The following is a 22,441-nucleotide window of genomic DNA, read 5'->3' as shown; positions in this document are numbered from 1 at the left end:
ATACAGGACATCATTCCCCAGGTATATTCAACAACTCTTGCCACTGGAATTGATAGGCAAGTGACAACTGTACTCGGGAACCATGACGGGTATGAGAGTAGTCACTCGATAGATAGCTGGGGTGAGCCTGATAGTATGAGCCAGGTGGGGACTGTTCCGAGGGATGCAGATGTTCCTGGAAATCTTTATGGTGAGATATGGGAAGTTACATGGACCAGGGAGCATGTATGGCGGCATTATTATCGGGTGGAATATGGCTGTATTAAGAATGGTGTTCCTAGTATATGTCAACGGCTCGAGCATAACGATAAGACGACTATTGATACCAGGGAGGATAGGGTAACTGTTACACTGAAGGCAAAGGAGAATTCGAAGACCTCTATTCCGTTGAATTATGCCGGAACAACCATCTCCACAGGCAATGATATTGACGACGCATATACTTCGAAGGATGTGGATTATGTGGTCGCACATACTGACACTGGTCTAGAGGAGGCATATGACAGCTATAAGAGCGATACCTTTGACCCCAATGTGGAGTCAAATGTTAAGAACATGGGTTTGGATGGCGATAATTATGATCCCAGGACTTTTGATGTGACTGCATCGGGCTGGTTAGAGACTGAGGCCAGGTATGCGGTGGATGAGATTACCTGGCAGATACGAAGTGATGTGCACCTGAGCCCGGACATTAATTATATGGAGTATCCCAATCCTGCTGATGCCATGCAGGCAACTGCTATTGACCTTACGAACAAGATCGAGGCGAACCAGAGCAGGTATGTGGATAAGTCCAGATACTATAGCGCTGGGAAGTATTCCAGTTGCAGTGCCAAAACCATCAGTCAAGTGCGGGAGTGGTATGTGGATGAGGTGCTGTACCAGGTGAATGAGCAGTATATGGCTGCGGCAGAGAATATTGACGAGCAGATAGATGAGAAATTCAATGAATCGGCAGACGATGTGCGGGAAGCAAATAATAACGGTGCCAGTCTGTTAAAGTCTACGCTGTGTTTTCCTATTGGCCTGACCATGAGGGCAGAGCATGTGCGAGACAATGGGTCAAAGTATGATGTGGATGATCTTGCTTACTGGGAGGAGAATGTGACGCTGGGTGTGGATATGGAGCCGGATTATCTTGACCCTATGGAACCATATCCCGGTGAGTCGTTCTATACTCTGAAATTGAGGAACATTAACTTGTTGGGATCAACTGGGGCGTATGTACTTCCTTCAATGAATCCGTGGATCTGTACAGTTAATTCGTGGATGATAGAAGTTGAGGGGGAGATTGTGGAATTTACAGTTCTGGATGTTGATAATGAGGTGCATCCGAATCCAATGTTTGGGCATGAAGCGCAGATATATAAACGAAGAATAGATCCAATAAGGGATCCTACTACTAATAGGATAATTGGAGATAATTCCCCAATTACTTTTTCATTTTTGACAGGTACATTTTTAGCGGTCCCCTCTGGAAAAATTATGGGTGTAGGAGATAAGCCAACAGCAGAAAATCCAAATCCATTTTTAGAAGAATCAGAAGGATGGTAAAATGAAAAAAATTGGTAAATTAATAATTTTCTTGGTTTTAATTTTTATATTGATTCCAAACGGTAATGCTGCAGAAAATGATTATGGTAAAGCAATTGCATGGTGCAATGATGAACCTGCTACTGTAAATGATTTAGAGATTAAAATTGATGAACCCATAGTAGTTAAAGTTGAAGTTACTTCAAAGATTGCCGGTTTTGTTGATATGCAATTATATGAACCTGGAGTAACAAAGTCATTTGATGTGATTTCAGGTCCAAGTAATTTTGATGAATGGGTATCTGAATATGATTTAGAACCTGGTTGGACAAAAGTCTATACATGGACAATTGCACCGAACGGTAAATGGACAGGTGGTCGCGTTCCAATTAATGTTATCGTTATTTTTAATAAAGAAATAAATAATAATCTCAGGGTTCAGTATACTATCGCCAACCCCTATATCCTTGACGAACACTACTCAGGCCCCGTCCCCACCCGCACTGCCACCGACCCCTCGTCCACGAACCAGCCCCCCTCCCAGGGGTCGCCAGGGTTCGGGGCGGCGAGTGCACTGCTGGGGATTGCACTTGTGGTGATGGCAAGACGGAACTGAACCAATAGTGATTTTGGGTGCCCTGCCGATGCTATGCGGACCGGGTGCAGAGGAAACACAAAGAACTTTGGGCAGGGGATTGGGGGTGCGTTGAGTACTGCCGGCGGCGGGCATAGCAGTTAAAATATATAATTCATGTGGTGTTTTAAGCCACATAGGACAATTTGATTGACAAGAAAATGCTCCCCTTAATTGGATTAACTTGCAAGGCTCCTGGCGCAGAAAGGTTAAAACATATTATGTTCTATTCGGGGACTGCAATGAAACTCTCTGATTTTGATTACCAGCTGCCAAAGGAGATGATCGCCCAGCACCCGGTCGAACCAAGGGATTCATCAAGGTTGATGATACTGGATGGAAAGGACATAGAACACATGAAATTCAGCAACCTTCCCCGGCTCCTACGTCCGGGCGACCTGCTGGTAATGAACAACAGCAGGGTGATACCTGCCAGGATCTATGGGACCAAGGATACTGGCGGTAAAATCGAGGTGCTGCTGGTCAGGCGCCTGGAAGATAAATATTATGAATGCCTGGTCAGAGGTAAAATAAAGCCAGGCAGCGATATTCAATTTAACAGCGCCGTTACCGGCACGGCAAAGGACATAGCAGATGGCACGGTAAAGGGCACGGTAATTGAGCGGATAGACACACATACCGGGCACCGTTACAATATTAAGTTCCAGTGCAATGGTGCATTTGAATTTCACCTGCAGAATATAGGTGCCATGCCAGTTCCACCTTATATCAAAGAGCAACTTGACGATAATGAGCGGTACCAGACAATATATTCCAGGCATGAGGGTTCCATAGCCGCACCCACTGCAGGGCTGCACTTCACATCCGGGATATTGTCCCGACTCAAAGAGATGGGAGTCAGGCTGGTCTTCATCACCCTGCATGTGGGTGTGGGTACGTTCATGCCTGTACGTTGTGAGGATGTGGAAGAACACATCATGGAGTCCGAGTACTATATCATAGACCGGGCTGCCGCCGATGCCATCAATGGAACCATATTGCGGGAAGGAAGAATTATTGTTGTAGGCACGACTTCGGTGCGCTCCCTTGAAAGTGCAGCATGGGAGGATGGAAGTATATTGCCATCAGAGGGGTGGAGCAACTCTTTTATCTATCCTCCTTATAAATTTAAAACACCCATGTCCGGTCTTATCACAAATTTCCACCTGCCAAAGTCCACACTATTGATGCTTGTCAGTGCCTATGCAGGCAAGGAGACAATTATGAACGCATACATGGAGGCCATCGATACCGGATACAGGTTCTACAGTTTTGGTGATGCTATGTTTATATTGAACAATAACGAGGGAAAACATGTTTGAGGTAGTTCACCAGGATACCGTGTCCGGTGCCAGGCAGGGAAGACTTACAACCGCCCACCAGGTTGTGGATACCCCCGCTTTCATGCCAGTGGCAACCAAGGCAACTGTCAAAACGCTGACCCCAACCGAACTAAGGGATACGGGTACCCAGGCCATTATCAGTAATGCCTTCCACCTGCACCTGGGGCCTGGTCATGAGCTGATACAAAATGCGGGTGGACTGCACAGGTTCATGGGGTGGGACGGTGCCATCTTCACTGACAGCGGTGGATTCCAGATATTGCGTAAGGAGTTCAAGTTCAAATTGAACAACCAGGGTATCAATTATATGAATTCCAGGGACGGAAAGCGATACATGTACACACCAGAACTGTGCATGGAGATACAGGGTGCCCTGGGTTCTGATGTGGCTATGGTGCTGGACGACTGCCCACCCTGGGGCAGCAACCGTGATGAGATACGGGAATCGGTCTGCCGGACAGTGAACTGGGCACAGCGAAGTCTTGATTCAAGATGTAATGATGAGCAGCTGGTATTTGCCATACTTCAGGGCGGGACCCTGCCGGATATGAGGGAGGAATGTGCTGAGCGCCTGGTTGGGATGGATTTCGATGGTTACGGGATTGGGGGACTGAGTATAGGTGAACCAAAAGAGGTCATGCATGAAACCATCAGGTTGAACTTACCAATGATACCAGAGGATAAGCCCAGGTACTTAATGGGTGTGGGCTCGCCTGTAGAGCTGCTGGATTCCATATACCTTGGCGTGGATATATTTGATAGTGCCTTTCCAACACGCAATGCCCGGCACCAGAGTGCCATGACCAGGCACGGGCAGATAGACCTTCGGCGAGCAGCGCTTGTGGATGACTTCAGGCCCATAGACGATGAATGCAAATGCTACACATGCAGGCACTTTTCAAGGTCGTATATCTACCACCTGTTCAAGGAATCGGAAATGCTTGCTATGCGACTGGCATCGATACACAATGTGCACTTCCTGCAGGACCTTATGACCGGGGCCAGGACAGCTATATCAGAGGATAGATTCGCTGAGTTCAGGGATCAGTATTTAGACCACTGATTATATTAGAAAGTTGCCATTGTGCTTACTGCAAGGTCATATTACGATTGTATTATTTACCATTTTCATATATTTACAATTGAATCTGGAAGTATATGGGTATAGAATTCAACAATATGCAAATCATTTTGTTTAGAACTTCTATGTATTATTTATGGAAGGAGCGATATCCAAAAGATAATCGAATTAAACTCAAAATGGATATCGTCAGGATAATTTTGGAGTTGTCATTTATAGTTTGGTTTTTTAAAAATAAAAGAGAGAGGATAGCTTCCTCCCAGTTTTTGTGATCATATCAATGCCAATAGTTTCTTGATGTACTTCATTCTAATAGCGTCCTCTGATGGGGCTATGTATGTACCTTCAGCAGTGTACCGCTCCTTGGCGCTTTCCTGCCTTATTTCATCCAGTAAGGAACCATATTCATTATATGTTAAATTTACGAGAGTCCTTCCAACAAGTTCGTCTCCTCGCTCATACTTTTGGAATAAGAGAGGCCATATCGTTTTATCCTGTTCCTTACAGAAGCTCAGAAATTCCTCATATTGCCTGGATTGAGTAAACATTCCTGGGTTACTGTGAATGCGTAGATTCGGGTTATCCAAAGTTTCTTTCCATGCTTCATATTTAATATTGAATTCCTGCTTAACTTCTTCCGGGATATTCTCTATCAAACTCGATAGTTTGGCTTTTTCATCTTCTGAAAATTCAACGTTTTCTATTATTGTCAAACCGTGTTCGTCTTTTTTCTCTTCATTGACACATCCGCTAATTAAAAGAATTACCATTACCAAAAATGCTGTAATTAGTAAGAATTTTGGAGTCATAGTTTATAGTTTATAATTTATAGTTTATATTAATTGTTATACTCTGCTGCGGTTGAGTGTGCCATCGCAACGTTTGACTGTAAAAAAATCAATAGCTATGAACCGTTATTTAATGTTAACTGATATTTTTCCTGCAAGTTCTTCAAGTTCTTCCGTGGACGTGCTATAACCTTTTGATGAATATTTTATACCATCGTCAACATAACGGGGTATGATGTGGCAGTGGAAATGGTGGATAACCTGTCCGGCCACCTCACCCTGGTTTACAACAAGGTTCAATCCATCAAGGTCTAATGAGACCTTCATACTGCTCACCACTTTCTTCACAGTCCTGAATAGTGCCTCTACGTCCGTATCTTCCATATCGATAATATTCCTGGCATGTTTCTTTGGTATTACAAGTGTATGGCCCCGGGTGTTGGGGTTAATGTCAAGAAATGCCAGTGTCTTCTTATCCTGGTAAATAGTGTAATTGGGAATCTCACCTTTTATTATCCTGCAAAAAATACAATCATCCATATGATAACACCTTAACACTTTGTTGGTCATTGTGAATTTGGATACATATTCATGAACTCCATTTTCCTCATAATGTCCTTCATGGTTATTATTCCTTTTATCTTGTTGTCCTGTATCACAAGGAGTCTGCCGATTTGATTCTTGGCGATTATCTGCAAGGCATGGTATGCATTAATACCAGGTTCTACAGATATGATATCCTTAGACATTACTTCCTTTACTTTGACCGTATCATGCAGTTCTTCCCGGACTTTCCGGACATCATGGAAAGTTATTATTCCAAGCGGTGGACCTGACAAGTCTTCCTGGACAGGATAACCCATATGCTTGAACCTGAACATCACTTCCACAAGCTGGGATATGGTACAGTCAGGAGGTATATAGACCAGATTGGGTGTCGGGGTCATGACATCACTTACCTTGATACCTTCCAGGCTGACCGCAAAGTACGTCTCCCGCTCCTCACCCTGTGCACCGAAGTATACGAAAAATGCTATAAGTACCAGAAATGGATTGACAGGCGGCAACAGACCTATCAGTCCCATAAGCAGTGCAAAGGTTTTTCCTATTGCCACCGCTGTCTTTGTGGCCTCCAAATACGGCAGCCACATGGCTAAAAAAGCCCTTAGTATCCGGCCCCCGTCCATGGGAAAAGCCGGGAGCAGGTTGAATATACCAAGAAAAATATTATAAAAGGAGATTATCCCCAGGGTTATCAACAGTGCGTTCATGGGGTCCATTTGTATAACATTCGGGCTTATTTCACCAAAATAGAAGTTTGCTCCTTCCAGGTGAACAGGACCGAAAAAATCATATAGAATATAGGTCAAAATTCCGATGAACAGACTTATTCCCGGACCTGCTGCTGTCATTTTCAATTCTATTTTTGGGTTGCGGGGAATCTCTTCCATCTGGGCCACGCCGCCAAATATGTAAAGAGTGATACTCTGGATATTTATGCCATTTGACCTGGCAATATATGAGTGGCTTAGTTCATGTAAAAGGATGGTGGAAAAAAACAGGATGGATGCTATGGTACTGTATAACAGTTTCAGGTCAAAGGAGGTATCAAGTGCGTTAAATCCCAGTACCAACCCACCGACTTTGAAACTGATCGCAGCAAAGTAATAAATGAATAGAAAGAGAATTATTAAAAATGTTATGTGTAATTTTATGGGTATTCCCAGTATCCTGCCAATCTGAATAGACCATTTCAATGTGCTCACTCCTGTTTACTCGTTTTTATACTACTGCAATAAACTTATCGTAACCATATATAATCTTTTACAGGGATGCAGTAACCAAAATTCTGCCCTTGATGGGGAAAAATAATACTATAAAAACGTCTTCACAACTTACCTTTTCCTGTGCAGCATTTCATGGCACTCCCTGCACAGTACAACAAGATTACCGGAATCGTTCTTACCACCTTTTGACCTTGGGACCTTATGGTGCACTTCCTCTGCCGGGCGGCCGCACATGGTACATTTGTATTGTTCCCTTGCCATGGTCTTCTGCCTCTGGTGATGGGCCAGCGTTCCGGTAGGAGCACCCCCCACAAAAGGCCAGCGCTCAAGCAGGTCGATCCAGTCGTCAAGGGACTTCTCCTGTCCCCGGTCCGTGATACCCCATCGCTGGCATTGGTCAATAAACCCTGACAGTTCATGGTAACCCTGGTATCCGGCAGCAAGTTCGGCTTTCCTGCTGTTGAACAAACGGGTCAGACGCTGGATCTTGCTTCGGTATTTAATGCTCTTTTTTATATCAGTATCCTTCATCCTGAATATAATCAGGTAACCCGCACATAAAAATGTTGCCTACAATTCTATCTCGAATTGGGGATGCCCGTTCTCTGTCGGCGGTGCAAGCCAGTCCACCACCCTCCCGGCCTCATCGGCATCCTGCGCAACAATCTCCACCCAGATACTTCCCAGCGGCTCATCACCTGCCGGGAAACTGACCTTGCCCATAGTAGCAGCCTGTTTGTTCAGGATAAATGTCACAGTAAGCCCTTCAATATGTATATTCCTGCGCCCCGTATCCAGTATCTTACGGCTCCTGAGCAGTCCATGGAGCAGTTCCAGCGAATCCCTGCCACCCGTACCAACCAATCTGGCAGTAAAACCTTCTTTCTCCTGTAATTCATACTCCAGATAAGGGAATATTCCCTCTATAGCAGACTGTACCCTGTCCCTGTCCTCTGTGGGGTTGACGTGTGCAGAAACTTCCACTGCTATCATCGTTGTTCCTCAATGATCTTCTGGACCTTTTTCCTTAACTGGTCTACTGTGCCATCATTAACAATGGTAAGGTCAGCATTTTGGATCGACTTTCCCATGCCCCATCCCAGTTCTCTTTTATCACGGATGCGCAGCCTTTCCCTATCCATTAACCTGTCATCAGGCCTGCCCCGTTTTCTAATCCTGGTAAGCCTGTCCTCTGTGGACGATTCGACATTTATCAGCAGGAAATCGTTCCCGAACTCCCCCTTGAAAAGGTGTACCTCCTCAATGTTCCTTACCCCGTCCACCACAGCAGCACTTCCGTTTAAGGCACGCAATTTCGTAACACACCGCCTGGCAATAGCTGATAGTCCTTCCTCCTTTCTTAGCCTGGTACCGGTGCCGCCCAGGTTCTTGTCTGTTGGTTCAAGACCAAGCCTGTGGACCTCTTCACGTATCACATCGCCCATGTTCACTACCGGATAACCCAATTCCTTTGCAACAGCAGCCACTTCACCCTTGCCTGATGCCGGCATACCCACAAAAGCAATTATCCTCATACTATCCTTTCCTCTCCATTCTCTATAGTCCGTATCCGTATGTCTTTGAGATTGGCAGCTTTGATAGCTGTTGCCATATCCAGCACTTCCTGCCTGCTGAATTTCTCTGTATCTTTCATATCCAGGGTATTATCGGATAAACCCTGCTGGACTGCATAGGTAAGGTTACCGCAGTCACATTCATCCAGGTACTGGCTTATCTTCCTGACTTCTTCTGCACCAACGAGCCCCCTGAATACTGTGGTCCTGACCTCCAGTCCAATTCCTGCCCTGATACATTTGTCCAGGGTCATGGCTGTGTTTTCAGCCGCCTTTGAACCTGCATCTACATTTAACCCGGTAACTATAGCGTATTGCTCAGGGTCGTCAAGTGGTGCTTTTACATCAAGGAACACCTTATCAAGCAGATCTTTATCAAGCATTTCCATTACCACATCCGCACCAAACCCATTGGTCTCAAGTCCCACAGCTAGTGAGCCGGACCTGGCAAATCCGGCAAGCTCTATCAGCGCATCCTTTTGAAGGGTCGGCTCACCTCCGCTGAACACTACCGCACTGATGAACGGTTTTGTTTTGGATATCCGTGACTTCATGTCTTCAATATCCATCTCACTACTTCCTGTGATATAGGCGTGGTTCTGGCAGTAGGGACACCTTAACTGGCAGCCCCTGAAAAATATTACCGAAACTGAACGGCTATGCCAATCCACAGTAGAGATAGGGATAAAATGTCCGAAATTGAATGTTTTTAGCATTGACAGACAGGTATATTCATCACAAGATATATAACCATTACAAACGAAAACGCAGGATTAAATATGAACATTGAGATCGACCCGGCTGTAAAGTATAAAGAGGGCACCAAGAGGGTATGTGGTCCTGAGGAAACCCTGGAAAATATCACAGGCATACTGGATAAGGTGGGAGTTACCAGGATCGCTGATATCACTGACCTTGACCGCATAGGAATTCCAGTATTTTCTGCCATCCGGCCCAGTGCGGCCGAGGGTGCCGTTTCCATTTACAGCGGCAAAGGTGCCGATGATACCCAGGCCAGGATATCAGCCATCATGGAAAGTGTGGAGCGCTGCTGTGCAGAACAGCCAAGTATAAGCAAAGACCTGGGCAAAGACCTGGATGAAGAAGATATCAAGCCCAAAATTGCCGATTCTTTTGAAAATCTCTCACAAAAGGTTAACACCATCAATCCTCTTGACCTGCTGACAGCAGAGCCTGTTATTAAGAACACCAGGCTGGAATGGATGGTGGGCTATGACCTGCTGACAGAGGAGAACATCCTTGTACCGTCGAATGCCGTATACCATCCCTATAACCCAAAAAACGGGGGACACCAGTTGTTCCGCAGCAATACCAACGGCCTGGCAGCAGGGAATACTATGGAAGAGACCATACTTCACGGCCTGCTTGAGGTGATCGAGCGGGATGCCCTTAGCATTGCCGAGTACAATAAGAACCCTGGCCGTGAGATCATACTTACACCGGATGATGGTGTCGTCTACGGCCTGTTGAAAAAATTCGAAGCTGCAGGTGTCATAGCAAAAGTATGGCTGCTGACCCACGATATCGGCCTGTACACAGTTGTTTGCGCCCTGGATGACCCGGTCCTGAAAGATCCTGCCCTGCTGGTCATGGGTGCGGGGTCACACCTTATACCTGAAATTGCGGTGTCGAGGGCCCTGACCGAAGCCGCACAGAGCAGGGTAGTGCAGATACACGGTGCCAGGGAGGATACTGACAGGGAATCTGTGGTCCGCACCTTCGGGTACGATGCCATGAAACGGTTGAACCGCTACTGGTATATTGATTCTGCTGAGAAAGTTACCTTGTCCGACCTTGAGGATAAATCCGCCAATACCCCTGCTAAGGATATCCGGGCAACTGTAGATATGCTGCGCGGCATAATTCCTTATGCGGTCATAGTGGATATTTCCAGCACTTCATTGAACCTGCCAGTGGTAAGGGCAGTCCTGCCAACCTTTGAACAGTATACGCTTGACCGGGAGCGCAAGGGTAAGCGCATGAAGATCGGACGAAAACCCAGGACCAGGACCAAACGAACCTTCAAACCACGGCCGGTGACATGACAGAGATTGTGGTCTTTACCGGAACCAGCCTTAGCTGGGAGGAAGCAGGGTCGTTGCTTGATGCTGACTACCGGCCGCCTGTAAAAAGAAATGATATCAATATCCTGGTGGATAAAGGGGGTCCTGACATCATAGGCATCATTGACGGCATATTTTTTGACAGGGCAGCAGTGGCCCACAGGGAGATAATCCGTGCAATAAAGGCAGGGGTTACCGTGGTCGGTGGCTGCAGCATGGGGGCACTGAGGGCATCTGAACTTGATACTTACGGCATTATAGGGGTGGGGCGGATATATGAGTGGTACCGCGACGGGGTTGTGGAATCAGATGACGAGGTGGCTGTCACGTTCCATCCGGAGACGCTTGAACCGCTGTCGGTCCCGCTGGTCAATATGAGGACAACCCTTGGATTTGCTGTGGAAGAAGGAATTATCGACCAGCACCAGAGCGATATGCTGCTTGAGGCGGCTAAGTCGATGTATTATCCTGACAGGACCTATGCGGCTATGGTAAGGAACAGTGTGGGACAGGGCCTTATTCCTGAAAATGAGCAGGATACTGTCATTGATTACTTGATTCACAATGAAGTGGATGTTAAGCGTGAAGATGCCTTGTTGGTTATTGAAAAGATAAAAGAACTGGCTGGGTTGTAAAACGGGTTCGGGTACTTTACGATGTCACTATAGGATAATGAAATTGTTCAACTATTCAGGCCGACATACATGCACCTTATTCTGAACTACTTATCGGGAGAACACCACCTGGCATTTTACAGAAACTGCTTTTTAAACTTCATTAACGGTCTTATTCGGGCTACCGTCATTGACCCAATATACAGCGAGATACCTTAAGATGGGTGTAAATCAGTTAGATATTATACGCATTTGAGTAAATCCAACCACTAAGTTTAATAAGTCATGATAATTAATTAAGTATGGGAGATAATATGGGAATCCTGATACACCTGGCAAAACGCTGGGTTGCCGGCGAATACCTTGAAGATGCTGTCGAGAGGGCAAAATTCATAAACAATCGGGGAATTAGCGGTATCATCAACCATGTGGGAGAACATAATGAGGATATCGCAAAGATAGAAGCTTCAGCTGAAGAATATAACCGGCTGCTGGACGGCATCAAACAGGAAAAAATAGACAGCGCAATATCTATCAACCCTACCCAACTGGGTCTTATGAAAGATGTGCCCACGTGCACCAGGACGATAGAGCCTTTGGTAAAGAAAGCAGCTGACTTTGGCATTTTTGTATGGATGGATATGGAAGGAAGCACCCATACCCAGCAGATCATTGATATCTATAAACATCTCTACAAGGAAAATAAGAACCTGGGAATTGCCATACAGACATACCTGTTCAGGACACCAAAAGACCTGGAAGAACTCTCGGCAATGGGCGCCAAGATACGTTTGTGTAAAGGTGCATATAATGAACCTGCTGATATAGCCATTAAAAAGCATGAGGATATTAGAAAAGCCTATGCATACCTGTTAGAGATGCTGTTTGCCAAGAGGGGACTTGAACTTATTGCAGTGGCCACCCATGATGATGAAATTATCGAACTGGCCAGGCAATTGAACAAGGAATACCCCCGGAATTTTGAGTTACAGATGCTGATGGGGACACATGACAAACAAAAAGAGGAACTGGCCCGGGAGGGGTATAAGGTCTGTGGTTATATACCCTACGGGAAGGCCTGGCTGGGTTATTTCCTGCACGGGCTCAATGAGCAGAAGAGGGATATTAAGACTGCAGTGGTTTGTGTTATTAAGGGGGATTGAAGCAGTGGGTTTGCAGATGACTGATGTTAATAACAGGTCTGTATCGCATCTATTTCCCCTGCAATTTCATAAGTCATCCAGTGCAAAAAGTAAAATATCCTCATCCTCTGCAGCATCGCGTAAACGTTTTGAAAAACCGCTTTTTGAGAACAGGCAGTAATGCTCTGTACGTGCATTAAGGTTCCATTTGATTAAATTCTTTTTGTCTTTGAGCTTTGTTAAAATATCCACATCAATCTTGCGATTGTTCCATTTCCATTCCCCTATGAGAATATCTTTTGTATCATCGTTTAAAGCAACGATATCAATCTCATCACCTTTGCGGTTCCACCATGAACCAATATTTTGGAATACAAATGGAAGTTTTTGTTCATCATTTGATCTGTACAGGAACTCAACACAAATGTTTTCAAAAACCGACCCGATGTACTGATCAAGTTCTGATTCGATCTTTGAAAGAACATACCCTGGTCTGCCACTCTCAATAAATCCGCGGTTCTTATGAATGAAGCGAAACCAGAATTTGAAAAAATTGTCCTTGATAAAATACCTGCCCTTTTTGGATCTGGATGTTTTTTCATTCACTGGAACTTTGCGCACCAGGATTTCATATTCATTAATTAGATCGGACATGTAAGGTCCAAGACTGGTATTTTTGATACCGGTACGGTTTGCTATGTCATTCAAAGTGCTTGCTCCGCTGGCAATTACCTCCAAAATTGAAAAATATATCCTGTATTGAGTTCCGAATTCACTGATCAATATATTTGTACCCTCGTCAAGAAGGGGGGCACCAATGTCCAGGAATTGTTCTGAGATAATGTTCAATAGCGTTCTGTCAGTTACATTCTCTAATAATTCGTAGTATTTTGGAACTCCACCGAATATGGAATATATTTCAACAAAGGTGCTGATTTCCAGATACACCAGTATATCTTTACAAACATCATACTGCAGGGGTTTTAGATTGAACAGTGCATCCGAGCGTCCGAATAGTGGTGTTTTATATTCTTTGAATAGATGTTTCATAAGACCGGTGTAAGAACCAAGGAATAAAAATGAATATTTTCGTTCATCTTTGTATTTATCCCAATATTTCTGGATGATAGAAAAAACGCTGGTGTTGATTTTTTTAAAGTTCTGGAATTCATCAAAAATGAAAATCTCTTTGTCTGATAGCGTAAACAAAAAACTAAAAAAATCATCGAAATCTGTAAAGTTTGGAACATAGTCACGGCGCTCCATCAATATAGTCCTGAAATCAGCAAGGATCAGCCGTTCTTCTTTTTCTGCTACAAAAAAGTAAAACGAGTCTTTTCCAAAAACATGCTGTACAAGCCGTGTTTTACCAACACGACGCCTGCCGTATATCACAATCATTGTGCTCTTGTCAAGCGATGTCAATGTTCTGAGCCTCTTGATCTCATCTTTACGATCGTAAAATTGCATGTATAAGCATATAGTTACTTTGTATTTAATAGTTATTGTTAATCACAATAATTGTTAATCACAATAACTTAGTGATAATTGGAATTTGTACCGGTTTTTCCTTGTTACTGTCATCGGCACTGATGCCGTCGGTCACCGAATCATGGATATCCCTGGGACCGATGGACCAGGCCCTGGGTGATGCGCTGCTTGGGATTGCCCGCTCCATGTACTATCCTGACAGGACCTATGCGGCTATAGTAAGGAAGAGTGTGGACCAGGGCCTTATTCCTGCAAATGAGCGAGATAGTGTAATTGACTACCTGGTACATAATGAAGTGGATGTTAAGCGTGAAGATGCCTTGCTGGTTATTGAAAAGATTAAAGAACTGGCAGGATTGTAGAAATGGTTTGAATATTCATTTTCCCAAAACCACAGTCTTGTTTAAGATCATTCCTGGTCTTTTAATTTCTTTAAATCCTATGGCACATGCTCTGTTCACAGTTTCTTCAAATGCCTTTTTTGATACATGAAAAGGCGGCTCTATGATGTAAAAATATCCACCGGGTTTTAATATTGAGTGCATTTCAGACAGGAACTTATCCATATCAGGGACCTCATGAACCATATATACAGCCAGGATATGATCAACCTTTGTTGTAATGCCTATTCTATCCTTTTCACATTTATGCAGTTTAATTCTATTTTCAATATAGGTTCCTTTAATCTTTTTCTCTACTTTCTCAAGCATTCCTTGTTGCAGATCTGCAGCGATTACGTTACCTGATTCACCGACCATATCAGCCATCTCTACTGAAAAAAATCCCGGACCGCATCCTACATCCAAGACAGTCATGCCTTCTTTGACATAGTCTTTTAATATCTTCTTTGGATTCTGGACCAGTTTTCTAAAAATATTATCAAGGCCATTAGCTCTTTCAACAGGGCATACATACTTTTGCTTATCGTTCATATTAAATCAAACCATCCTTCAAATGAATAACCCGATCAGTATATTCCATATGCCAGTCCTCATGAGTGACCATTACTATGGTCTGCTCTAATTCCTTATTCAATTTTTTAAATAATTCAAGTACCTGTCTTGAAGATTCACTATCCAGATTTGCACACGGTTCATCTGCAAAGAGTATTTTCGGTTTATTAACGAGAGCCCTTGCAATGGCTACCCGCTGCTGCTGTCCCCCGGATAGTTCATGCTGGAGGTGGTCAAGTCTATCTCCAAGACCGACCTTGTTTAGAATATCAATACCAGCGTTGATACAGTCTTGTTTCTTTCTTCCCATCATCAACATAGGCAGATATACATTTTCAAGAGCAGTCAATTCACTTATTATCGCATACTCCTGAAAAACATATCCCAGTTGAGTTAATCTGAACAATGACCTTTCTTTTTCTGACAGTTTCGAAACATCTGTCCCATCAATAAGGATCTCGCCTTGCGTTGGTATATCCAGCAGACCTAACTGATGCAGCAATGTGGATTTTCCGCTGCCGCTTGCACCCATTATTGAAATAAACTCTCCTTTTTTGATCTTTAAGGAAATACCTTTTAAAGCATGTACATGGACTGTTCCCATGACATAGGTCCGTGTTAAATTGGTTATAGTTATCATTTTTTAACCCCAGATTGCTTTTAAGATGTTCTCATTTGCTGTTCTCCATGCTGGAATAAATCCGGCGATCAATGAAAAAACAATCAGACTGATGATGTTCTGAAGTATAAGTATCTGTTCTACCATAGGTTCAACATAACCCAGGGGGAAGCGTATAGGATTCACACTCAAATAAGATGCTATAATCCAGAACAAGAGCAATCCTACAGCAATACCGCAAAAGCAGTAGAACAATACCTGGATCACATATGAATTTATTATCACATTCTGTTCGATTCCTATAGCTTTTAAGATGCCTATTTGCCTTTTCTTATTGACTGTATTGATATAAATGATTATAAATATTACAACCACAGCCATAATAAGACTGATAACAGTTGAAATAACCGTGAGGAGAGAAAAACTGTTCACAAGATTCCCTATTTTTCCAGCAGTCTTTTCTTCCCAGGTTTTGATATCCTCACTTATGCCAAGTTCTACGATTTTAGTCCTGTACTCTTCTTCAGTTTCCCTCTGGGAGAGTTTAACAAGGATCTCTGATGCCTGGTTTTCAACTCCCAGTACAGATTCCATCTCTTTTTCGGTGATAAAAGCATATCTATTGATATTTATAGAACTAATATCAAAAATACCTTTAACCCTATACTTTCTTATGACTCCGTTGCTAAAAGTCACATCAATTTTATCACCTACTTGTACACCACCGAGATCAGAATCACCAGTCAATTCACCTTCTTTACCGGTTATATCAATTCCTAATAGAATCTCATTGGTATTCTCTTTCCCTAGGTATTCACCGGCTATCAATCCTGAATGGAATTTAGTTACAACTTCTTCATCAGATGGATCGATCGAATGAACTGACCCACTTTTTAATTTATTGTTATAGAAGAAGGTAGCACCTGTCATGTAACGTGATGATGTTCCGACCACTCCCGGCAACTTATTTATTTTTTTTTCAATACTATCTGCATTATCTATATAGCGTTGATCATCTTTTGGTTCGATGACTACATTACCACAAACATGTTCTATCGATTGCCGAATTAATGTTTCCTCTACACCATCAACGATCGAAGGAAAGAATATAAGGTTTACAAATATCAGTGATATGATCAAAACTGTCAGGACAGATGTTCCTTTATTTCCTCTTTGAATAGACTTACATGCTAAAAAAAAGGAAACTTTGAGATTATTAAACATTTTCATTCCTCTTTTTCATTTTTCAGTTTGAGTAAATTCCTAATCTGTTCTTTTTTCGTACCATCTTCCTTCTTGAAGTAAAATAATCCAATACCGATCAGACTAAAAAGAGAGATCAGGACAATATTATTTATTATACTCCCGTTTTTACTGTTTACCATGAGGTTTAATTCTTCTACACTGGTATGTTCTCCAAAATCATCTTCATAAGTGATAACAAGAGAGTACGTGAATTCACCGCCTTTATCAGGTATTACAGTAAACACTGCCGGGCTGTCATCATCAGCTTCTACTTTTCCAAGAAAAGCTTCTTTTATTCCTGGGAATGGGAGATCCACTATAGCTATTTTAACTGATTTTGCATCCCCTTCCCCCGCATTTTCAATCCTGATGGTAAGAGTCATCTCTTCATTGACCGAACCAAGCAGCGGATCTGTTTTAATATTGGCAATTGTCAGTTTAGCTTTTCCCTGAACATCAAGGCCAATAACTTCAGTTGAGGTTACACTATGATTCTGTGTCTCATCAGTGCCGGTTATTATTATTGGAATATTATATGAAGTTGGCTCAGAATCGCTGGCAACCTTTAATCGAAATGTTACTGTTTCTGATTCCTGTGCATCCAATTTCTGAATGAACCTGCTGCTGTCATCTAATGGAATGATTTGAGGAAGTTGATCTAATTCTAAACTTACTCTTATATTTTTGGAATTGCCTGTGCCTACACTGGTAAGATCTGTGCTAAATATAAATTCATCACCGGGCGTTATTACCTGGGGGGATATGGATGAATTATTCAATACCAGATCAGGATTTCCCTCAATATTAATCCTGACATTCTTAATTGATCCGATTGTCTTCCCCTGCATACTTGCCATTTTGAAAGTAAGTTCATATTCTCCTGATCGTGCCATTGGATCAACAGTAAAAAAATACAAAGCTTCATAACTGCCAAATGCAGAGATTTTTGGTATTGTTAAGGTAGTATTTGTATGGTGTTTTGATACACTATGCTCACTGCAACTGTATTTTAAATGAAATGGAAAGATTTCTTCTAATTCTATTACGACATCCAACGCAGGGTCTTTTGCATAATTCTCAATATTGATCTTTACAAACATATCCTCGCCTGGTCTGGCAGGCTGTGGATTAATTTCTGCAGTTAATATCTGCAGATTAGCATTTGACGGAGCATCATAACCTCTTGCAGTGACGCAAGGAACTATTAATATTAATGTTAGAATTAATACTAAAGTGGTCAATTTGGCCAGGATTTTCATCTGTTTAATTTTCATTTTCATTCCTCATTATATTCGTACATTTTATATAGTTCTTAAAACAACTATACAGTTGTATTAAGATTGGGCTAACAATATATATGATTTACACTCTTAATTACCACATGCGGGTTGTTGTAAATGGAACTACGAAGATCACTACGGGAACTTGGATTAACTAAATATGAAACAGACGCATATTTGAATATCCTGACACATGGAATTGCAGAAGCAAGCACAATATATAAAGAAGCAAAGATTCCTTTTGGAAAGATCTATGAGACATTGAACATACTTATCAGTAAGGGACTGATCGAGGTTCAAAATACCAGGCCGAAGAAATATAAAGCAAGATCAGCAAAGGTAGCATTTGATCATATTCTTAAAATGAAAAAGGAAGATATGGAAAAAGATCTGCAAAAAACAAGAGATCTGATTATGCAGGTGCTTGATAAGATCAATAAGATCAATGTCAAACAGCCGGAAGAAAAGATATTCTGGACAACGGCTGTAGGCAGCGAAGTAGTAGAACTGGTAAGTGCTAATTTCGAAGAAGCGAAAAAAGAGATATGCATTTGTATCTATCATGAATATCAGCATACTTATAAAGTTCAATTTTTGAAAAACATGCCTTTTATCATGGATAAAGTTATCAAGGCTTCACTGCGGGGTATAAAAATAAGAGTATTGGCATCTGAAGAAATGATGAATATTTTTAAGGATATTTTTAGGAAATTGAATGGCCCCAAAGAAGCATTACAGAATATTTATCTAAGAACAACAAATAATATTTCAACAACATATTTTACGATCATTGACTCTGAGAAGGTGGTTCTACAGGTTGACGACCCCACTGACCCGAGTAATACCCTGGCTATGACAAAAATATGGGATGAAAAGTTAGCCAGAAGAATAGAAGAAAAATTCAATGAAATGTGGGAAGAAGCAAAGTTGGTGGAGGTATAGCGTTTATAATTTTTAATAGTATATCGATCGTGTCCAATATCTGAGACTTTTCATTATTTAGCATGAAAGTACCCTTGGGTTCTTTCATCTTTTTGTGCATGTTATTCGAAGAATTTCATGTAAGTTTCTGTTTTGCATTTATGGCACAGTTCCATAATCCAGTTACAAGCCATATAATATTCATTAACCTCGATGACATCCATAAGCTATCCATCAATTTAAAATTCCAAGAAAAAGGAGCTAAATTAGGGCTTTAAATCGAAAAATAAGTATGGCAATTATTACTGGCAGCTTGGGACGGATGTAAATCAGTTAGAAATTATACGCCTTCGAGTAAATACAACCACAAAGTTTAACAAGTTATAATAAATATTTTAGTATGGGAGATAATATGGGAATCCTGATACACTTGGCAAAACGCTGGGTTGCCGGCGAATACCTTGAAGATGCTGTTGAAAGGGCAAAATCCGCAAACAGTCGGGGAATTAGCGGTATCATCAACCATGTGGGAGAACATAATGAGGATATCGCAGAAATTGAAGCTTCGGCTAAAGAATATAACCGGCTGCTTAACGGCATCAAACAGGAAAAAATAGACAGCGCCATATCTATCAAACCTACCCAGCTGGGTCTCATGAAAGATGTGCCAACGTGCACCGGGACGATAAAGCCTCTGGTAAAGAAGGCAGCCGACCTCGGCATTTTTGTATGGATGGATATGGAAGGTAGTACACATACCCAGCAGATCATTGATATCTACAAACATCTCTACAAGGAAAATAAAAACCTTGGGATTGCCATCCAGGTATACCTGTTCAGGACACCGGAAGACCTGAAAGAACTCTCGGCAATGGGCGCTAAGATACGTTTGTGTAAAGGTGCATATAACGAACCGGCTGATATAGCCATTAAAAGGCATGAAGATATTAGAAAAGTCTATGCAGACCCGTTGGAGATGTTGTTCAGGGAGGGGGGACTTGAACTTATTGCAGTGGCAACCCATGATGATGAACTTATTGAACTGGCCATACAACTGAACAAGGAACACCCCCGGAATTTCGAGTTCCAGATGCTGATGGGGGCACATGACAAACGAAAAGAGGAACTGGCAGGGGAGGGGTATAAGGTCTGTGGTTATATACCCTATGGCAAGGGCTGGCTGGGTTATTTCCTGCGGAGGCTCAATGAGCAGAAGCGGGACATTAAGACTGCATTGGTTTGTGTTATTAAGGGGGATTGAAGTAGTGGGTTTGCAGATGATTGATGTTATATTTTGATAGCTATTTTCACACCGTTATTGATAGTGGTCCCCTACACCAGCATCACACCGCCGTTGACACCAGAGGTCACCGAGTACACAAAGTCATATTTTGCGTACTGCAGGAAAGAGTAATTAGGTGATATGGTCATCTATATATTGAACACCAATGGATGATAAAAACAGGTTCATTCTGATTATTATTGTAGCTATTGCCGGCCTGATGCTAATGGTTGGCGGTCCGATGGTGCTGCTGTACCTGGGCAATGTACAGCAAAATAATATAGATGATAGTAACAAAAAGTAGAATTCGTGGTTCAACGGCTCACAGTACATCAACAGTTCTGAGAACTGGGCCTATATTGACCTTACATTTCCAGGCGAATATGAGGGGGCAAGCTGGGATGTAGGTGTCTATGGGGTTGATGGGGATCGCCGTGTGTTTATCTATTCTATGGAATATGATGTCAACTCTTCGGTCAATGGGGTCAAGCTGAACCTTGGGGACCAGCAGATACAGTGGTTCGATTGTTTTTATTTTGTGGTCTCTGTTGAAAAAGAGACACAGGCTGAACGGGTCTGTTTGGATGAGTTTGAGGTGAGGTGAGGTGAGAATTGAGGTGGAAGTGGTGTGTTTAGCTTTTTCCCGTGAGTAAACTAACCTATATTTCGCTAACTCTTAAATCCAGAGCATCATGTCTATGCATGAGTTTAAGCGCATATACTGTTTTCATGTCACATTTCGACAAATGAGGCATGAACATAAAATTACTTATCCAAATACAAAAGAACCTGACAATCTTGTATGTCACAATGTTTCAGTAAATGGTTATTATTACGTCAAAGGTGCCTGGAATCTTGATGAACTAAACACATTTGATAGTGATGGAATAACACCCATTGAACCGGGAACTGTGGTTTTTGTGTGTGGTAATACCTACACACACCACTTATATTGGATTTTAGAACAGTACCACTGAGGCGTTAAGGTTATACGACTATCTTTCAGCCAGTTTTACAAGGATGTTCTCAAGGCGCTGGTTGTGTTCTTTCATCCACTGGTTGTGTCCTCTCGACTCCACTATAAATGATCCAACTGTATTATCAATGCTGCTTAATGTACTATTCATATCCCCAAGAGTAGCTTTTAACTCTCCAGTATTGGTTTTTATTCCATCTAAGTGATCCAGTCCAATATCGAATTTTTGGCCAAATTCATAATATTATGGTTAGGGGTAATAATTTCAATATGGACGATTGAAGCCGAAAATATGAAATTTTAGGGTTGAAGTTGAATCATTTTCCAACCTCAGATTGACACCAGGGATTTACTTTAGTACATTATCTTATAGATTATTATACTATTAAAAAGAAAACGTTTATACATTATTACTCAAAAAAATCCTTAACAAAAGAGTATACTGATTAAAACGGGAAAAGACGCAAGAGTTAATAAATGACAACCACTACGAACATATTGCATGAATTTATAACTGATTTGAAAAATATTGGTGGCATTGAAGCATGCGCCATTGTCAGCCGTGATGGGCTTCTAATGAGTTCTGATATGCCTGATGGCATAATGGGTGAAACCTTTGCTGCCATGTCTGCGACTATGCTGGGAGCTGCAGAAACAGCTACTACATAACTATATATGGGATTGCCCAGCAGGATAATTGTTGAATCGCAAACCGGAAAACTGATCTGCATGGGAGCCGATCCTAAAGCCTTACTTGTCATCATGGCAAAACCGGATGCAGGTCTTGGCCTTATTTTGGTTGAAGTTGAGAAAACAGCGGCCAAGATCAAGAAATTAATGTAGGACTCAACAATAAAACAAATAATCTCTGGCATTATTGGACGTATAGGAAAATATTAATGCATTTCGATATAGATATAGGTGATATTCTTTGATATATATACTACAAATTTCTTAACTACAAATTCTCATTCAACTATACTGCATGCGTTTTCATATCATTTAAATTTTTGTTCCCCTCAAAACCCCGAGTCTCAGGATTTATACTACACATTTAACTTTCCGGTAAAATCCATTGCGATGATTTTATCATG

General features: G+C 42.2%; 27 protein-coding genes. 15 read left to right on the top strand and 12 right to left on the bottom strand.

The annotated features are described in order from the left end of the window. The 4 genes from HF974_11015 to tgt form a co-directional block, all read left to right on the top strand. A partial coding sequence (locus HF974_11015) for a hypothetical protein (GenBank protein MBC2698837.1) occupies positions 1 to 1,554 on the top strand: 1,554 nt, incomplete at its 5' end. 1 nt (position 1,555) lies between these two features. After that, on the top strand, positions 1,556 to 2,149 hold the full coding sequence (locus tag HF974_11010; protein ID MBC2698836.1) for a sarcinarray family MAST domain-containing protein: 594 nt from the start codon (positions 1,556 to 1,558) through the stop codon (positions 2,147 to 2,149). Between the two features lie 260 nt (positions 2,150 to 2,409). After that, complete coding sequence (gene queA / locus HF974_11005) at positions 2,410 to 3,489, top strand: tRNA preQ1(34) S-adenosylmethionine ribosyltransferase-isomerase QueA (GenBank protein MBC2698835.1); 1,080 nt, start codon at positions 2,410 to 2,412, stop codon at positions 3,487 to 3,489. After that, entirely contained in the window at positions 3,482 to 4,573 is a 1,092-nt protein-coding gene (gene tgt, locus HF974_11000) for a tRNA guanosine(34) transglycosylase Tgt (protein ID MBC2698834.1), read from the top strand. Before queA ends, tgt begins: the two co-directional genes overlap by 8 nt. A gap of 290 nt (positions 4,574 to 4,863) precedes the next feature. On the opposite strand, the gene HF974_10995 is transcribed toward tgt, so the two are convergent. From HF974_10995 to HF974_10965, 7 genes are all read right to left on the bottom strand, one after another. Beyond that, a complete protein-coding gene (locus HF974_10995; GenBank protein ID MBC2698833.1) occupies positions 4,864 to 5,400 on the bottom strand; it encodes a hypothetical protein in 537 nt (178 codons plus the stop codon). 105 nt (positions 5,401 to 5,505) lie between these two features. Further along, positions 5,506 to 5,919, bottom strand: a complete 414-nt coding sequence (locus tag HF974_10990; protein MBC2698832.1) for an HIT family protein — start codon at positions 5,917 to 5,919, stop codon at positions 5,506 to 5,508. Positions 5,920 to 5,945: 26 nt separating this feature from the next. Beyond that, positions 5,946 to 7,136, bottom strand: a complete 1,191-nt coding sequence (locus HF974_10985; protein MBC2698831.1) for a CBS domain-containing protein — start codon at positions 7,134 to 7,136, stop codon at positions 5,946 to 5,948. A 138-nt stretch (positions 7,137 to 7,274) separates the two neighbouring features. Beyond that, positions 7,275 to 7,427, bottom strand: a complete 153-nt coding sequence (locus HF974_10980; protein ID MBC2698830.1) for an HNH endonuclease — start codon at positions 7,425 to 7,427, stop codon at positions 7,275 to 7,277. Positions 7,428 to 7,736: 309 nt separating this feature from the next. Next, positions 7,737 to 8,159, bottom strand: coding sequence for a hypothetical protein (locus HF974_10975; protein ID MBC2698829.1), 423 nt, complete (start codon positions 8,157 to 8,159; stop codon positions 7,737 to 7,739). After that, complete coding sequence (gene fliE, locus HF974_10970) at positions 8,156 to 8,701, bottom strand: flagellar hook-basal body complex protein FliE (GenBank protein MBC2698828.1); 546 nt, start codon at positions 8,699 to 8,701, stop codon at positions 8,156 to 8,158. The genes HF974_10975 and fliE overlap by 4 nt, the downstream gene beginning before the upstream one ends. Continuing rightward, complete coding sequence (locus HF974_10965) at positions 8,698 to 9,456, bottom strand: anaerobic ribonucleoside-triphosphate reductase activating protein (protein ID MBC2698827.1); 759 nt, start codon at positions 9,454 to 9,456, stop codon at positions 8,698 to 8,700. The genes fliE and HF974_10965 overlap by 4 nt, the downstream gene beginning before the upstream one ends. 63 nt (positions 9,457 to 9,519) lie before the next feature. Between HF974_10965 and HF974_10960 the strand changes: the two genes are divergently transcribed. The 3 genes from HF974_10960 to HF974_10950 all read left to right on the top strand — a co-directional run bounded on the left by HF974_10960 (position 9,520) and on the right by HF974_10950 (position 12,601). Next, a complete protein-coding gene (locus HF974_10960; GenBank protein ID MBC2698826.1) occupies positions 9,520 to 10,806 on the top strand; it encodes a YcaO-related McrA-glycine thioamidation protein in 1,287 nt (428 codons plus the stop codon). After that, on the top strand, positions 10,803 to 11,459 hold the full coding sequence (locus HF974_10955) for a TfuA-related McrA-glycine thioamidation protein (GenBank protein MBC2698825.1): 657 nt from the start codon (positions 10,803 to 10,805) through the stop codon (positions 11,457 to 11,459). Before HF974_10960 ends, HF974_10955 begins: the two co-directional genes overlap by 4 nt. A 293-nt stretch (positions 11,460 to 11,752) precedes the next feature. Next, entirely contained in the window at positions 11,753 to 12,601 is an 849-nt protein-coding gene (locus HF974_10950; GenBank protein ID MBC2698824.1) for a proline dehydrogenase, read from the top strand. Positions 12,602 to 12,667: 66 nt separating this feature from the next. Here the strand turns inward: HF974_10950 and HF974_10945 are convergent, their stop codons facing one another. Next, positions 12,668 to 14,050 carry an ATP-binding protein gene (locus tag HF974_10945; GenBank protein MBC2698823.1) on the bottom strand — a complete coding sequence of 461 codons (1,383 nt, stop codon included), beginning with the start codon at positions 14,048 to 14,050 and terminating at the stop codon, positions 12,668 to 12,670. A 101-nt stretch (positions 14,051 to 14,151) separates the two neighbouring features. Here HF974_10945 and HF974_10940 point away from each other — a divergent pair, with 101 nt between their 5' ends. Next, complete coding sequence (locus HF974_10940; GenBank protein ID MBC2698822.1) at positions 14,152 to 14,433, top strand: hypothetical protein; 282 nt, start codon at positions 14,152 to 14,154, stop codon at positions 14,431 to 14,433. A gap of 15 nt (positions 14,434 to 14,448) precedes the next feature. Here the strand turns inward: HF974_10940 and HF974_10935 are convergent, their stop codons facing one another. Genes HF974_10935 through HF974_10920 form a run of 4 tightly spaced genes read right to left on the bottom strand, consistent with a single transcriptional unit; the run spans position 14,449 to position 18,162 of the window. Beyond that, positions 14,449 to 15,003 carry a class I SAM-dependent methyltransferase gene (locus HF974_10935; protein MBC2698821.1) on the bottom strand — a complete coding sequence of 185 codons (555 nt, stop codon included), beginning with the start codon at positions 15,001 to 15,003 and terminating at the stop codon, positions 14,449 to 14,451. A gap of 1 nt (position 15,004) precedes the next feature. Then, a complete protein-coding gene (locus HF974_10930; protein MBC2698820.1) occupies positions 15,005 to 15,664 on the bottom strand; it encodes an ABC transporter ATP-binding protein in 660 nt (219 codons plus the stop codon). 3 nt (positions 15,665 to 15,667) lie between these two features. Next, positions 15,668 to 16,867 carry an ABC transporter permease gene (locus tag HF974_10925; GenBank protein ID MBC2698819.1) on the bottom strand — a complete coding sequence of 400 codons (1,200 nt, stop codon included), beginning with the start codon at positions 16,865 to 16,867 and terminating at the stop codon, positions 15,668 to 15,670. A gap of 2 nt (positions 16,868 to 16,869) precedes the next feature. Then, the gene (locus HF974_10920) at positions 16,870 to 18,162 is read right to left on the bottom strand and encodes a hypothetical protein (GenBank protein MBC2698818.1); all 1,293 of its coding nucleotides are present in this window, start codon (positions 18,160 to 18,162) and stop codon (positions 16,870 to 16,872) included. A 123-nt stretch (positions 18,163 to 18,285) separates the two neighbouring features. Between HF974_10920 and HF974_10915 the strand changes: the two genes are divergently transcribed. The 7 genes from HF974_10915 (at position 18,286) to HF974_10885 (ending at position 22,190) form a co-directional block, all read left to right on the top strand. After that, positions 18,286 to 19,110, top strand: coding sequence for a TrmB family transcriptional regulator (locus HF974_10915; GenBank protein ID MBC2698817.1), 825 nt, complete (start codon positions 18,286 to 18,288; stop codon positions 19,108 to 19,110). A gap of 391 nt (positions 19,111 to 19,501) precedes the next feature. Further along, on the top strand, positions 19,502 to 20,350 hold the full coding sequence (locus tag HF974_10910; GenBank protein MBC2698816.1) for a proline dehydrogenase: 849 nt from the start codon (positions 19,502 to 19,504) through the stop codon (positions 20,348 to 20,350). Positions 20,351 to 20,537: 187 nt separating this feature from the next. Further along, on the top strand, positions 20,538 to 20,675 hold the full coding sequence (locus tag HF974_10905) for a hypothetical protein (protein ID MBC2698815.1): 138 nt from the start codon (positions 20,538 to 20,540) through the stop codon (positions 20,673 to 20,675). Between the two features lie 132 nt (positions 20,676 to 20,807). Next, the gene (locus tag HF974_10900) at positions 20,808 to 20,975 is read left to right on the top strand and encodes a hypothetical protein (GenBank protein ID MBC2698814.1); all 168 of its coding nucleotides are present in this window, start codon (positions 20,808 to 20,810) and stop codon (positions 20,973 to 20,975) included. Positions 20,976 to 21,117: 142 nt separating this feature from the next. After that, positions 21,118 to 21,348, top strand: coding sequence for a hypothetical protein (locus HF974_10895; GenBank protein ID MBC2698813.1), 231 nt, complete (start codon positions 21,118 to 21,120; stop codon positions 21,346 to 21,348). A 518-nt stretch (positions 21,349 to 21,866) separates the two neighbouring features. Beyond that, positions 21,867 to 22,016 carry a roadblock/LC7 domain-containing protein gene (locus tag HF974_10890; protein ID MBC2698812.1) on the top strand — a complete coding sequence of 50 codons (150 nt, stop codon included), beginning with the start codon at positions 21,867 to 21,869 and terminating at the stop codon, positions 22,014 to 22,016. Positions 22,017 to 22,022: 6 nt separating this feature from the next. Then, positions 22,023 to 22,190: a hypothetical protein gene (locus HF974_10885; GenBank protein ID MBC2698811.1), complete on the top strand. Its 168-nt coding sequence runs from the start codon at positions 22,023 to 22,025 to the stop codon at positions 22,188 to 22,190. The last annotated feature ends 251 nt before the right edge of the window (positions 22,191 to 22,441 follow it).

It is taken from the genome of ANME-2 cluster archaeon (genome assembly GCA_014237145.1).
Taxonomy (GTDB): Archaea; Halobacteriota; Methanosarcinia; order Methanosarcinales; family Methanocomedenaceae; genus Methanocomedens_A.
The sequence above is the reverse complement of the archived record's forward strand: the minus strand, read 5'-3'. Positions and strand labels throughout refer to the sequence as shown.